This is a genomic window from Nocardiopsis mangrovi, assembly GCF_042653925.1.
Taxonomy (GTDB): Bacteria; Actinomycetota; Actinomycetes; order Streptosporangiales; family Streptosporangiaceae; genus Nocardiopsis_B; species Nocardiopsis_B mangrovi.
The window spans coordinates 102,568-115,265 of record NZ_JBHSFQ010000013.1 but is presented as its reverse complement, the minus strand read 5'-3'; the positions used below and the strand labels follow the sequence as shown (position 1 = coordinate 115,265).

Below are 12,698 nucleotides of genomic sequence, written 5' to 3'. Positions count from 1 at the left end.
GCATGAGCACGGGACACCAGGACCTCCCCAAGGACGCCGGCGCCGCCGCCCCCGCCGCCATCAGCGTGCGCGACCTGCGCCAGAGCTACGGCGACTTCGAAGCCGTCAGGGGGATCTCCTTCGACGTCGCCCCCGGCGAGCTGTTCGCCCTGCTGGGCACCAACGGTGCGGGCAAGACCACCACCGTCGAGACCCTGGAGGGCTTCCGCCGCCCGGCCTCCGGGACCGTCCGCGTCTTCGGGACCGACCCCTACGGCCGGCCCGCCGCGCTGCGCGAGCGCGTCGACGCCGTGCTCCAGCAGAGCGGGGTGTTCGCCGAGCTGACGGTCGCCGAGACCGTCGACCTCTCCCGCGACCTCGCCGCCGATCCCCTCGACCGCGACCACGTGCTGGACCTGATCGGCCTGGCCGACAAGGCGGCGGTCGCCGTCCAGCGGCTCTCCGGCGGCCAGAAGCGCCGCCTCGACCTCGGGCTGGCGGTGCTCTCGCGCCCCGAGGCACTGTTCCTGGACGAGCCCACCACCGGCATGGACCCCGAAGCCCGCCGCGCCACCTGGACGCTCATCGCCGACCTGGTCGACAGCGGAACCGCCGTCCTGCTCACCACGCACTACCTGGAGGAGGCCGAGCGCCTCGCCGACCGGATCGCCATCATGCACCGCGGCGAGATCCGGGTGTCGGGCACCCTGCGCGAGGTGGTGGTCGGCCGGGGCGACCGGATCGGCTTCCGGCTGCCGCCCGACGTCCGCGCCGGCGACCTGCCCGACCTGCCGGGAGCGACCGCGGCCGTGGAGTCCCGCGACGGCGGGGCATGGGCCGGATACACCGTCCTGGGCGACGACCCCGAGGGCCGGGCCCACCGGGCGCTGGCCCCGCTCATGGAGTGGGCCCGGGGGCGCGGCCTCACCCTGGACCGGCTGGAGCTGCGCTCCGCGTCGCTGGAGGACGTGTTCCTCGGCGTCGCCGACGGCGCGGCCGGCCTCGTCGCGGACCGGCCCGGATGACGCCGGCGCCGCCGCCCCCGACCGCCGACGCAACCGCCGCACCGCAAAGGACACCAACCATGACCACCTCCGCGCAGGCCGCCACCGCCCGGGCCGGGACCTCCCGGCGGCCGGGCGCGGGCCGTACGCCCGTGAGCCGGTACCGCCAGACCGTCCGGCTGCTGCGCACCGAGCTCGTGCTGTTCTACCGCTACCGGGTGGCGCTGTTCTTCGCCGCCTTCCCCCTGATGTTCGTCGCGTTCGCGCTGCCCCTCGAAGGCCAGGAACCGGTCCCCGGGATCGACGCCGCCGCCCTGAACATGAGCGGCATCCCGGTTCTGGCGGCGCTCTCCCTGGGGCTCATGCACGTGCCCAACGTGTACGCGGCCCGCCGCGAGCAGCTGGTGCTCAAGCGGTTCCGTGCGAGCGGGGTCGCGCCCGCGGCCCTGTTCGGGGCGACGACGCTGTCGGTGCTGCTGGTCGTCGCCGTCCTCACCGCGGTCGTAGCGGGGATCGTCGCGGCGCGCTACGGCGCCCTGCCCGCCGACCCCCTCCTCGTGCTGGCCGGCGTCGTCCTGGTCACCGTGGCCATGTCGCTGTTCGGGATCGCGTTCACCAGGCTCACGCGCAACGCCGAGAGCGCGCAGATGATGTGCATCGTGCCGTTCATGCTGCTGTACGGGGTGAGCGGCCTGGTGGTCCCGCTCGACCTGCTGCCCGAGCCGATCGCGGCGGCGGCCGCGCTGCTGCCGACGACGGCGGCGGCCGGCCTGGTGCGCTCCGGCTACTGGGGGCACGACCTGTTCGGCGGGGTCGCCGGGGGCGAACCCGCCGGGTTCGCCGAGCTGTGGACCGCCGCCCTGCCCTCGATCGGGATCCTGATCGTGTGGACCGCCGTCGCGGTGTCCCTGCTGAGGTACTTCCGCTGGGATCCGCGCCAGGCGGGGTGAACGGACGATCGCCGCGGGGGAGGCGCGGGCACGCGGCCTCACTCCCGCGGAGGGGTGGGCGGCCCGGGGACGGCGGGCCGCCCACCCCGGATAAGCTGGCGCGACGACGGGGAGAGAGGGGACGGACGATGCCGGACTCGGGGTCCGACACCGCCGCCGAGGCGGACGGCCGCACCATCGAGGCCGCCGCAGCCACCCCCGGCCCTTCCGCCGGCGGAGCCGGCCTGGCACCGGGCACGGGGCTGGGCGGCGGATCCAGCCGGGCCGAACTGCGGAGACTGCGCTACGCCCGATGGCTCGTCATGTCGGCGTTCGTCATCCTCGCCCTGGCGATCCCCTTCTTCGCCGGGCTCGGCGTGCTCAACTCCCTCGCCACGGGTGAGATCCCGTTGTGGCGCAACGCCCCCGCGTTCGCGCTCAGCCTGCCGCTGGCCTGGCTCTGCGTCCGGATGGTCACCTCCCGGCTGGCCGATCGCGCGGTCAGCCCGGAACGGATGTTCTGGGCCTCGCTCGCGCTGGTCGCGGCCATCGCCGTGCTGCTGGACGTCTATACCTGGACGCTGATGCTGATCGGCGCGTGGTGGTCGATGGCGGCGCTGGTCGCGCCGCGCGCGCGGATGGCCGCCATCGCCGTCGTCCTGCTCATGGTGCCGTGGGTCCGGATCGGGCTGCTGCCCGCCCCCGACTTCCTGCTGCTGTTCCGGGTCTGGGCGGGGGCGATCGTCTGGGGGCTGTTCATGCTCGGGGCCAACGCCGCGACCCTGTTCATGTGGGACGTCGCGACCGAGGCCCTGGCCGCGCGCGACGCCCGTGCCCGGCTCGCCGTCAGCGAGGAGCGGCTGCGGTTCGCCCGCGACATGCACGACCTGCTCGGGCACAGCCTGTCGGGCATCGCCGTCAAGAGCGAGCTCGCGGCGCGGCTGGCCGAGCGCGACCCCGCCCGGGCGGCCCAGGAGATGGCCGAGGTCCAGCGGCTGGCCCGCGAGGCGCTGCGCGAGGTGCGGACCGCCGTCTCCGGGTACCGCGAGGTCGACCTCGCCTCCGAGGTCGCCGGCGTGCGCGCGGTGCTCGGCGCGGCCGGGATCCGCTGCACGGCCGACGTCCCCGACGACGACGCGCTTCCGGCCGGCTCCGCCTCCCTCGCCGCGTGGGTGGTGCGCGAGGGTGCCACCAACGCGCTCCGGCACAGCACCGCGAAGTCCTGCGACCTCTCCGTGCGCATCGGCGAGCGCGCCGTGGTGGTCGAGGTGTACAACGACGGCGTGCGCGCGGACGCCCGCGACCGGTCCGCCCCCCATTACGGCAACGGGCTCAGCGGCCTCACCGAGCGCGTCGCGGCGGCCGGGGGATCGCTGTCGGCCAGCGCCACCGGCGACGGCGGGTTCCTGCTGCGGGCGGTGTTGCCCGCCCCCGGGACGAAGGCGCGGGAGCGCGGTGCCCCGCGCGACGGACGAGAGGACGTGACCGTGTGATCCGCATCGTTCTGGCGGACGATGAGCACCTGGTCCGCGGGGCGATCGCCGCCCTGCTCGGCCTGGAGGACGACCTGGAGGTGGTCGCCGAGGTGGGGCGGGGTGACGCCGTGGTGGCCGCGGTGACCGGCGGGGACGCCGACATCGCGGTGCTCGACATCGAGATGCCCGGCGGATCGGGTCTGGAGGTGGCCGCCGACCTCAAGGCCGCCGCCCCCGGGTGCGGGGTGCTCATTCTCACCAGCTTCGGCCGGCCCGGCTACCTGCGCCGCGCGCTGGCCGCGGGCGCGCGCGGGTTCCTGGCCAAGGACGCCCCGGTCGACCAGCTGGCCGGCGCGATCCGCAAGGTGCACGGGGGCGGCCGCTACATCGACACCGAACTGGCCGCCGCGGCCATGACCGCGGGCGAGAACCCCCTGACGGCCCGCGAGGCCGAGGTCCTGCGCGGCGCAGCCGAGGGGCGGCCGGTGAGCGCGATCGCCGCCGCCCTCCACCTGACCGAGGGAACCGTGCGCAACTACCTCTCCAGCGCCATCACCAAGACGGGCGCCGACAACCGCATGTCCGCCATCCGCACCGCCCAGGACATGGGCTGGCTCTGAGCCTGGAACCCCGGGTCCGCCCGGTCCCGAGGCCGGAACGCGGGCCGCTCACAGGAAGCGCAGGACCAGCATGGCGGTGTCGTCGGTGTGGCCGCCCGGGGCGAACTCCTCCAGGTCGCGGTCGAGGCGGACGGTGATCGCGTGGGCGGTGAGGCCGGAGCAGGCGGAGAAGATGCGGGTCAGCCCTTCGTCGCCGAGCATGTCGGACCCGTTGCGGCGCTCGGTCACGCCGTCGGTGACCGCGAGCAGGACGTCGCCCGACGCCACCTCGATGGTCTCGGTGTGGAAGTCCACGTCCTCGAACGCGCCCAGCAGCGGCTGCGAGCTGCCCATGGGCTCGACCTCGCCCTTCTGGTTGAGCCGCAGCGGGAGCGGGTGGCCCGCCGACACCAGCCGGATCCGCATCCCATCGCCCGGCCGGCCCAGCGGGGTCATCTCGCCGTAGAGCATGGTGAGGAACCTGGTGCTGGTGTTCTCATCCAGGATCGCCAGGTTCAGCCGCTGCATGATGTGCGACGGGGAGAACCCCTCGCGGGCCAGCGCCCGGAGGGTGTGCCGGGCCAGCCCGGTGACCGCGGCGGCCTCCGGCCCCGTCCCGCAGACGTCGCCGATCGCGAAGCACCAGCGGCCGTCGATGGCGAAGATGTCGTAGAAGTCGCCGCCCACCACCGTGCGCTCGTCGGCCGACCGGTAGAACACCGCGTGGTCGACCCCGGGAACGACCGGCACCTTCTCCTTCGCGGGCAGCAGGCTGCGCTGGAGCGCCTCGCTCATCGAGGTCTGGGCCGCGTACAGCCGCGCGTTCTCCATGGCCGAGGCGACCCGGCGGGCCAGGTCGTCGACGATGTCGACGTCCTCAAGGGTGAAGTCCTCGCCCGTCTGCTTGCCCAGCGTCATCCGGCCGAGCTTCTGGCCGTGGGCGACCAGCGGCACGCTGATCGCCGGGGACTCCGCCAGCTCCAGGGTGAGTTCGTCGCCCAGGTTGGCCGCCACGAGCGCGTCGCGGGTCCACAGCGGACGCGGCTCGCGCTGCTCGGGCGGCGGCAGCTCGGTGAGCAGGGTCCGCAGGACGTCGTTGTAGTTCTCGTTGCCGTGCATCGTGTGCACCAGCCGGGACACGCCCAGGTCCGTGGTGGTGTGCACCGCGCACCACGCGTGCAGCCGCGACGTGATGAGCTGCGCGGCCAGCGCCGCGGTCATCTGCTCGTCGAGGGTTCCGGTGAGCAGGTCGCTGGCCTCGGCGAGGAAGCTCAGCGACGCCCGCCGGGCGAGTTCGACCTCGGCCAGGCGGGCGCGCTCCATGGGCAGCGCGATCCGGTCGGCGCCGTCCTGGAGGCGGCGCGCCGCGGTGTCGCCGAAGTGCCGGATGCGCCGCGAGGCCACCCCGATCAGCCCGGTGATCCTGCCCTCGACGATCAGCGGGGCGGTCACCAGCGACCGCATGCCGGCCTCCGCGAGCCGGCCGCGGTGGGCGCGGGCGATCATGAGGTCGTCGTTGATGACGGCGCCCGGGGCCGGGGCGACCGAGGGGAACGTCTCCTCCGTGCGGCTGCGGAACCTGCGCCAGGGCCCGCTGGTCACGCCCACGGCGGCGCGGACCTCCCACTCGGTCTCGTCGGTGGTGGCCAGCGCGATGTAGGCGGCGTCGCCGCCCAGGGCCGATCGGGCGTATTCGACGGTGCGTTCGAGCAGGTCGGGCAGTGACAGCCGCGCCGAGAGCGCGGCGTCGAGCGAGGCCCACGGGCTGGGCCGGGTGGGGCGGCGCGTCAGCGGGCGCACCGGCAGCGGGGGAGTCAATTCCGCGTGGGGCGCACCGTTCTCGTCCTGGATCCGGAACCAGACCGCCTTGTCCTCCTTGCTGTAGCTCACGCCCCAACTGGTGGCGATCGCAGCGGCGAGGGCCAGGCCCAGCCCGCCGCTTCGCGCGTTCTCGTGGGAGGGGGAGGTGTCGACGGTCAGCGGACCCGCCTGGGGCACGGCGCGGCCGGGCACCCGGTCGGCGACCACGACCTCGACGGCCCCGTTCAGCCGGCGCACGGTCAGTTCGAGCACGCTCTCGGCGTGCACGACCGCATTGGTGACCAGCTCGCTGACCAGCAGGATGATGTCGTCCGCGTCGGACTCCACGCTCCAGTTGGCCAGGGTCTCGCGGACGAACGACCGGGCATCGCCCGCGGTCTCGGGGGCGGGGGAGAACTGCTGTCGGGCGACCTTCATCTCGTCATGTGGCATGGTGAAGCCGTACGGTTTCCTTCGGCGTCGAGCGGGACGACGGGTCGCGCAGGTTCGGCGGCTCGATCACCCCACTACCCCTGTCTACCCCTGTCACGTTCTGCCGCCCGGCGCGGTGGGCCCGGCGAGTCCAGGGCCGGTCCGTGGCCGCGGTGCGGGCGGCGACGAAGTCATGATGTCAGAACGCCCATGTGAAGAGCAGCCGGGCCGCATAACGTGGTGCGATACGGCGCTCACCCGCGGACGCCGTTCCGGGCTGGTCGCCGCGCGTATCAGTACGTAGCGTTGGACACCACGGCGAACGCCTCCGCCGAGTGGGATGCCCCACCCCAGGTGGAGCCCGGCCCTCGCCGGGTCGCCGGCGACGAGCAGCAGAGGAGGGGGATCCATGCCAGAGGCAGCCACCCGAGCACGGGACACCGAAGCGCAGCTGGACGAGTTGCTGAGCGCACTCTACGAGATGCGCGACGGGGATTTCACCGTGCGGCTGAACTCCCGGCGCGACGGCAAGGCCGGTGAACTGGCGTCGGTGTTCAATCAGGTGCTCGACCACTGCGAGCAGCTCAGCAGCGAGCTGCAACGCGTGGGTGGCGTCATCAGCAGCGAGGGCAGGCTGACCGAGCGCATCTCGGTCAGCCCGGCGCGTGGCGCCTGGGGCACCACCGTGCGCTCGCTGAACCAGCTGCTCGACGAGGTCAGCGAGCCCGTGACCGAGGTCGCCCAGATCCTCGACGCCGTCGCCGGCGGCGACCTCTCCCAGCGCGCCGACCTCACCAGCCGGCACGGGGCGCTCCACGGCGACCTGCTGGGCCTGGCCACATCGGTCAACCGCATGGCCGACCAGATGCACGGGTTCACCAACGAGGTCACCCGGGTGGCCCGCGAGGTCGGCACCGAGGGCAAGCTCGGCGGCAGCGCGCGGGTCGAGGGGGTCTCCGGCGCCTGGCGCGACGTCACCGAGTCGGTCAACCAGATGGCGTCGCGGCTCACCGCGCAGGTGCGCGACATCTCCACCGTGACCTCGGCCGTCGCGCAGGGCCACTTGAGCCGCAAGGTCACCGTCGACGTCCAGGGCGAGATGCTCCAGCTCAAGGACACCGTGAACACCATGGTGGACCAGCTCTCGACGTTCGCCGACGAAGTGACCCGGGTGGCCCGCGAGGTGGGCACCGAGGGCAAGCTGGGCGGCCGCGCCAACGTCAAGGGCGTGTCGGGGATCTGGAAGGACCTCACCGACAACGTCAACTCCATGGCCGACAACCTCACCAACCAGGTGCGCGACATCTCCCAGGTGACCACCGCCGTGGCGCGGGGCGACCTGGGCCGCAAGGTCACCGTCGACGTCCAGGGCGAGATGCTCCAGCTCAAGGACACGGTCAACACGATGGTCGACCAGCTCGACTCGTTCGCCGACGAGGTCACCAGAGTCGCGCGCGAGGTGGGCACCGAGGGCAAGCTGGGCGGCCGCGCCAACGTCAAGGGCGTGTCGGGGATCTGGAAGGACCTCACCGACAACGTCAACTCCATGGCGAACAGCCTGACCTACCAGGTCCGCAACATCTCGCAGGTCACCACCGCGGTCGCCAAGGGCGATCTGACCAAGAAGATCACCGTCGACGCCCAAGGCGAGATGCTCCAGCTGAAGGACACCGTCAACACGATGGTCGACCAGCTGGAGTCCTTCGCCGACGAGGTGACCCGCATGGCGCGCGAGGTGGGGACCGAGGGGACACTCGGCGGCCAGGCGCACGTGCGCGGCGTCTCCGGGGTGTGGAAGGACCTGACCGACAACGTCAACTCCATGGCCAACAACCTGACCCACCAGGTGCGGCAGATCTCCACCGTGACCTCCGCGGTGGCCCGGGGCGACCTCACCAAGAAGGTCACGGTCAACGCCAAGGGCGAGATCCTCGAACTCAAGGACACCATCAACGTGATGGTGGACCAGCTGTCCGCCTTCGCCGACGAGGTCACCCGGATGGCCCGCGAGGTGGGTACCGAGGGCCAGTTGGGCGGCCGCGCCAACGTCAAGGGCGTCGAGGGCATCTGGAAGGACCTCACCGAGAACGTCAACTCGATGTCGCACAACCTCACCACGCAGGTGCGCAACATCTCGCAGGTCACGTCGGCCGTCGCCAACGGCGACCTGAGCAAGAAGATCACGGTCGACGCCCAGGGGGAGATCCTGGAGCTGAAGGACACCGTGAACAACATGGTCGTCCAGCTGTCGGCGTTCGCGGAGGAGGTCACCCGCGTCGCCCACGAGGTCGGCAGCGAGGGCCAGCTCGGCGGCCAGGCGAAGGTCAAGGGCGTCTCCGGCACCTGGAAGCACCTCACCGACAGCGTGAACGAGCTGGCCGGCAACCTGACCACGCAGGTGCGCGCGATCGGCGAGGTCGCCAGCGCGGTCACCCGCGGCGACCTCACCCAGAACATCCAGGTCGACGCCCGCGGCGAGATGCAGCAGCTCAAGGACAACATCAACCTGATGGTGAGCAACCTGCGCGAGACCACGGCCGCCCAGCGCGACGAGGACTGGCTCAAGAGCAACCTGGCCCGCATATCGGGCCGGATCCAGGGCCACCGCGACCTCCACGAACTGGCCCGGTTGATCATGACCGAGGTCACGCCGCTGGTCGAGGCCCAGCACGGCGCCTGCTACCTGCCCGAGGAGAAGGACGAGGAGGAGAGCTTCCGCCTCTACGCCGGGTTCGGCTACCAGCCCGAGGAGTCCCGCCGCCACGTGCACGCGGGCCAGGGGCTGGCCGGCGAGGTCATCGCGCAGAAGAACGAGATGCTGATCCACAACGTCCCGGGCGACTACGTCCGGATCGAGTCGGGCCTGGGCGAGGCGCCGCCGCTGTCCCTGGCGATCCTGCCGATCATCTCGGAGGGCCGTGTCCTCGGCGTCATCGAACTGGGCGCCTACCAGCAGTTCCGCGAAGTCCACCTGGACTTCCTGCGCCAGCTGATGTCGCTGATCGGCACCACGGTCAACACGATCCTCGCCAACTCCAAGACCGAATACCTGCTCCTGCAGTCGCGCCAGCTCACCAACGCGCTCCAGGAGCGCTCCAACGAGCTCCAGCGCCAGCAGGAGGAGCTGCGCCGCAAGAACGCCGAGCTGCACAGCAAGGCCGGCCAGCTCGCCAGCCAGAACCGCGCCATCGAACTCCAGAACCGGCAGATCGAGCGCGCGCGGCGGTCGCTGGAGGACCGGGCGCACCAGCTCCAGGTGTCGTCGAAGTACAAGTCCGAGTTCCTGGCGAACATGTCGCACGAGCTGCGGACCCCGCTCAACAGCCTGCTCATCCTGGCCCGGCTGCTCGCCGACAACAGCGAGCAGAACCTGACCTCCAAGCAGGTGGAGTTCGCCCAGACCATCCACAAGGCCGGAAACGACCTGCTCCAGCTGATCGACGAGATCCTGGACCTCGCCAAGGTCGAGGCGGGGCGCGCCGAGGTGCAGCCCTCCGACGTGTCGATCAGCCAGCTCGTCGACTACGTCGAGGCGTCCTTCCGGCCGATGACCGCCGAGCGCGGGCTCGCGTTCGCGGTCGAGGTCTCGCCCGACATCCCCAACTACCTGTGGACCGACGAGCAGCGGCTCCAGCAGATCCTGCGCAACCTGCTGTCCAACGCCGTGAAGTTCACCGGGTCCGGCGAGATCCGGCTCCTCATCGAGCCCGCCTGGGCGCTCGAGGACGCCGACCTCGACATGTTCGGCGAGAACGAGGAGGTCATCGCGTTCTCGGTGGCCGACACCGGTATCGGGATCCCCGACGACAAGCTCCAAGTGATCTTCGAGGCGTTCCACCAGGGCGACGGCGGTACCAGCCGCCGCTTCGGCGGGACCGGCCTGGGGCTGTCCATCAGCCGCAACTTCGCCCGCCTGATGGGCGGCGAGATCCGGGTGCACAGCCTGGTCGGCGAGGGCAGCACCTTCACCCTCCTGCTCCCGGTGCGGCTGCCCGAGGGCGCAGCGGAGCGGCTGGAGCAGCCCGCCGACACCCCGCCGGAGCTCACGGGGGTGGTCTCCCGGGTCGACATCGAACCGCTCACCGACGTCGACGTCGAGATCCCCGACAGCCCGGCCGACCTGATGGACGACCCCGACGACACCGACTTCCTGGAGGCCGAGCCGGTGCCGGTGCTGCGCCCGGCCGAGGAGCCCGCCGAGGGGGCCGACACCGCCGACGAGGTGCGCGACGACCCCGCGCGCGACGCCGTCCTATCGGGCCGCCGGGTGCTCATCGTCGACGACGACATCCGCAACGTCTTCGCGCTGACCAGCGCGCTGGAGGCGCACGGGCTGCTCGTGCTCTACGCCGACAACGGGAAGTCCGGCATCGAGAAGCTGGAGGCCAACGAGGACGTCGAGCTGGTGCTGATGGACATCATGATGCCGGAGCTCGACGGCAACGCCACCACCCGCGCGATCCGCGAGATGCCGCAGTTCGCCGGGCTGCCCATCATCTCGCTGACGGCCCAGGCCATGCAGGGCGACCGCGAACGCAGCCTGGAAGCCGGGGCCTCGGACTATGTGACCAAGCCCGTCGACCTCGACTACCTGTTGGATGTGATCCGCACGTGGTTGGATCGGGGCACCTCCGACGACGGGGGCGACGGGCCCGGGAGTACGGACAATGAGCAGGAGCAGTAGCGTGCCGCAGAAGGCCAACATCCTCCTCGTGGACGACCGCGATGAGAACCTCACGGCGCTGGAGGCGATCCTCACCTCACTCGATCAGAACCTCGTGCGCGCCGATTCCGGAGAGGCCGCCCTCAAAGCCCTGCTGGAGGACGAGTTCGCGGTCATCCTGCTGGACGTCGTGATGCCGGGGATGGACGGGTTCGAGACCGCCGCGCACATCAAGCAGCGCGAGAAGACCAAGGACGTCCCGATCATCTTCCTGACGGGCGCCGGGATCGACCGGCACCAGGTGTTCCGCGGGTACGCCTCGCGGGCGATCGACTACCTCACCAAGCCGTTCGACCCCTGGGTGCTGCGCTCCAAGGTCGAGGTGTTCGTGGAGCTCTACCACACCAAGCAGCAGCTGCGCGACCAGTCGCGGATGCTGCAACGGGCCCTGACCGAGGAGGCCGGCGATTCCGCCGGCCCGGTGGCCGCGCGGCTGTCGCGGCGGGTCGCCGACGTCAACGCGAACCTGAGGCTGGTGCGCGACCTGGTGGTGGCCGACGACCGCGACACCGACGCCCGCACCGTCGAGGCGGTCCGCGACCTCGACAGCTCCGTGGCGAAACTGACCGCCCTGGTGGACGCGCTCCACGGGCCCGCGTGAGCCGCACGGGTCCCGCCGGCCGTGCCCCCGGTGCGCGCGGGCGCGGCCCGGCGGCGTGATCCCCGTCATGCCCGTGGCCGGATCCGGCCGCCCGGGTGGGCGGGCGGTGCCCGTGTGGCCGGTGGTCCTGCGTATATGCGGCTGTGGCGTAGCGGAGACCGTCCCGTTTCGGAAAGATCGGTAGACTCGACACGGCCGTTCGCCGGCCGAAGTCCATGACTTCCGGAAACCACGCGCCGTCCAGCCCCGGCGGCACCCGACTCTCGCCCCCGGCCTCGGTCCGGACCGCCGGTCCTCCACCTTTCCAGAACCGAGCGACGACGCGGGACGTGAGTCTCCCTTCCACAATCGGACTCCTTGGAGATGCCACCGTGCCCCGTACGTTGTCCCGCGCAGCCGTCGGCGCATCCGCCGTCATCCTGAGCCTCGCCTACCCCGGGGCGGCCTGGGCGACCACGGACTCCGGCACGGAATCCTTCTCCTACACCTGCACCGACCAGGACGACTCCTCCTACACCGAGTCCGACTCCATCGAGGTCACCATCGAGGCCCCCGCCGACGCCGAGGTCGGCCAGGCCGTCGAGGTGTCGGCCGAGCCCGCCAACTACAGCTTCTTCAGCTTCACCGACGGCGGCGAGATCACCACGGGCAGCCTCTCGATCGAGATCCTGCTCGGCGGCGAGGCCGCGCCGCAGGGCAGCGTCAGCGCCTCGGTCGACGCCGAGACCCCGTTCGGCGAGGACGACGAAGAGACCTTCGACGAGTCCGCGCTGACCGCGAGCTTCACGCCCACCGACCCCGGTGACATCTCCCTGTCCCCGGGCGATGTCACCATCGAGGTCGACCAGGAGGTCGGCCCCTCCACCACGGTGTGCACCCCGGACTCCGCCACCGACGCCATCGCCACGGTGACCGTCGCCGGCGACCCCGCCCAGGAGAGCCCCGCGGCATCCGACCCGCAGGGCGACCCCGGTGACAACGGCAGCGGCGCCGCCCAGGCCGACTCCGCCGACTCCGGGCGGACCCTGATGGTCGTGGCGGCCGTGGTCGGCGGCATCATGCTCGTCGGCGCGGCGGTGGTCCTCGGCGTGCTGATCACCCTCCTGCGCCGCCGCTAGCGCGAGCGCTCCGGACGAAGGCGGGCACCCCCGGAAGG

General features: G+C 71.9%; 8 protein-coding genes. 7 read left to right on the top strand and 1 reads right to left on the bottom strand.

The window, feature by feature from the left end:
* The first annotated feature begins 2 nt into the window (after positions 1 to 2).
* The 4 genes from ACFO4E_RS15030 to ACFO4E_RS15015 all read left to right on the top strand — a co-directional run bounded on the left by ACFO4E_RS15030 (position 3) and on the right by ACFO4E_RS15015 (position 4,007).
* Complete coding sequence (locus ACFO4E_RS15030; protein ID WP_378575030.1) at positions 3 to 1,004, top strand: ABC transporter ATP-binding protein; 1,002 nt, start codon at positions 3 to 5, stop codon at positions 1,002 to 1,004.
* A 59-nt stretch (positions 1,005 to 1,063) separates the two neighbouring features.
* On the top strand, positions 1,064 to 1,933 hold the full coding sequence (locus ACFO4E_RS15025; RefSeq protein WP_378575027.1) for an ABC transporter permease: 870 nt from the start codon (positions 1,064 to 1,066) through the stop codon (positions 1,931 to 1,933).
* Positions 1,934 to 2,061: 128 nt separating this feature from the next.
* A complete protein-coding gene (locus ACFO4E_RS15020) occupies positions 2,062 to 3,405 on the top strand; it encodes a sensor histidine kinase (RefSeq protein WP_378575025.1) in 1,344 nt (447 codons plus the stop codon).
* Complete coding sequence (locus ACFO4E_RS15015) at positions 3,402 to 4,007, top strand: response regulator transcription factor (RefSeq protein ID WP_378575023.1); 606 nt, start codon at positions 3,402 to 3,404, stop codon at positions 4,005 to 4,007. The genes ACFO4E_RS15020 and ACFO4E_RS15015 overlap by 4 nt, the downstream gene beginning before the upstream one ends.
* Positions 4,008 to 4,055: 48 nt before the next feature.
* On the opposite strand, the gene ACFO4E_RS15010 is transcribed toward ACFO4E_RS15015, so the two are convergent.
* Entirely contained in the window at positions 4,056 to 6,224 is a 2,169-nt protein-coding gene (locus tag ACFO4E_RS15010) for a SpoIIE family protein phosphatase (protein WP_378575148.1), read from the bottom strand.
* Between the two features lie 403 nt (positions 6,225 to 6,627).
* On the opposite strand from ACFO4E_RS15010, the gene ACFO4E_RS15005 reads away from it, so the two are divergent.
* From ACFO4E_RS15005 to ACFO4E_RS14995, 3 genes are all read left to right on the top strand, one after another.
* Positions 6,628 to 10,902 carry a hybrid sensor histidine kinase/response regulator gene (locus ACFO4E_RS15005; RefSeq protein ID WP_378575021.1) on the top strand — a complete coding sequence of 1,425 codons (4,275 nt, stop codon included), beginning with the start codon at positions 6,628 to 6,630 and terminating at the stop codon, positions 10,900 to 10,902.
* Position 10,903: 1 nt separating this feature from the next.
* Positions 10,904 to 11,542, top strand: a complete 639-nt coding sequence (locus ACFO4E_RS15000) for a response regulator (protein WP_378575146.1) — start codon at positions 10,904 to 10,906, stop codon at positions 11,540 to 11,542.
* Positions 11,543 to 11,913: 371 nt separating this feature from the next.
* Positions 11,914 to 12,660, top strand: coding sequence for a hypothetical protein (locus tag ACFO4E_RS14995; protein ID WP_378575019.1), 747 nt, complete (start codon positions 11,914 to 11,916; stop codon positions 12,658 to 12,660).
* The last annotated feature ends 38 nt before the right edge of the window (positions 12,661 to 12,698 follow it).

Coding starts and splice junctions, on each gene's coding strand:
- ACFO4E_RS15030 (WP_378575030.1), top strand. CDS start 3: ATGAGCACGGGACACCAGGACCTCCCCAAGGACGCCGGCGCCGCCGCC.
- ACFO4E_RS15025 (WP_378575027.1), top strand. CDS start 1,064: ATGACCACCTCCGCGCAGGCCGCCACCGCCCGGGCCGGGACCTCCCGG.
- ACFO4E_RS15020 (WP_378575025.1), top strand. CDS start 2,062: ATGCCGGACTCGGGGTCCGACACCGCCGCCGAGGCGGACGGCCGCACC.
- ACFO4E_RS15010 (WP_378575148.1), bottom strand. CDS start 6,224: ATGAAGGTCGCCCGACAGCAGTTCTCCCCCGCCCCCGAGACCGCGGGC.
- ACFO4E_RS15005 (WP_378575021.1), top strand. CDS start 6,628: ATGCCAGAGGCAGCCACCCGAGCACGGGACACCGAAGCGCAGCTGGAC.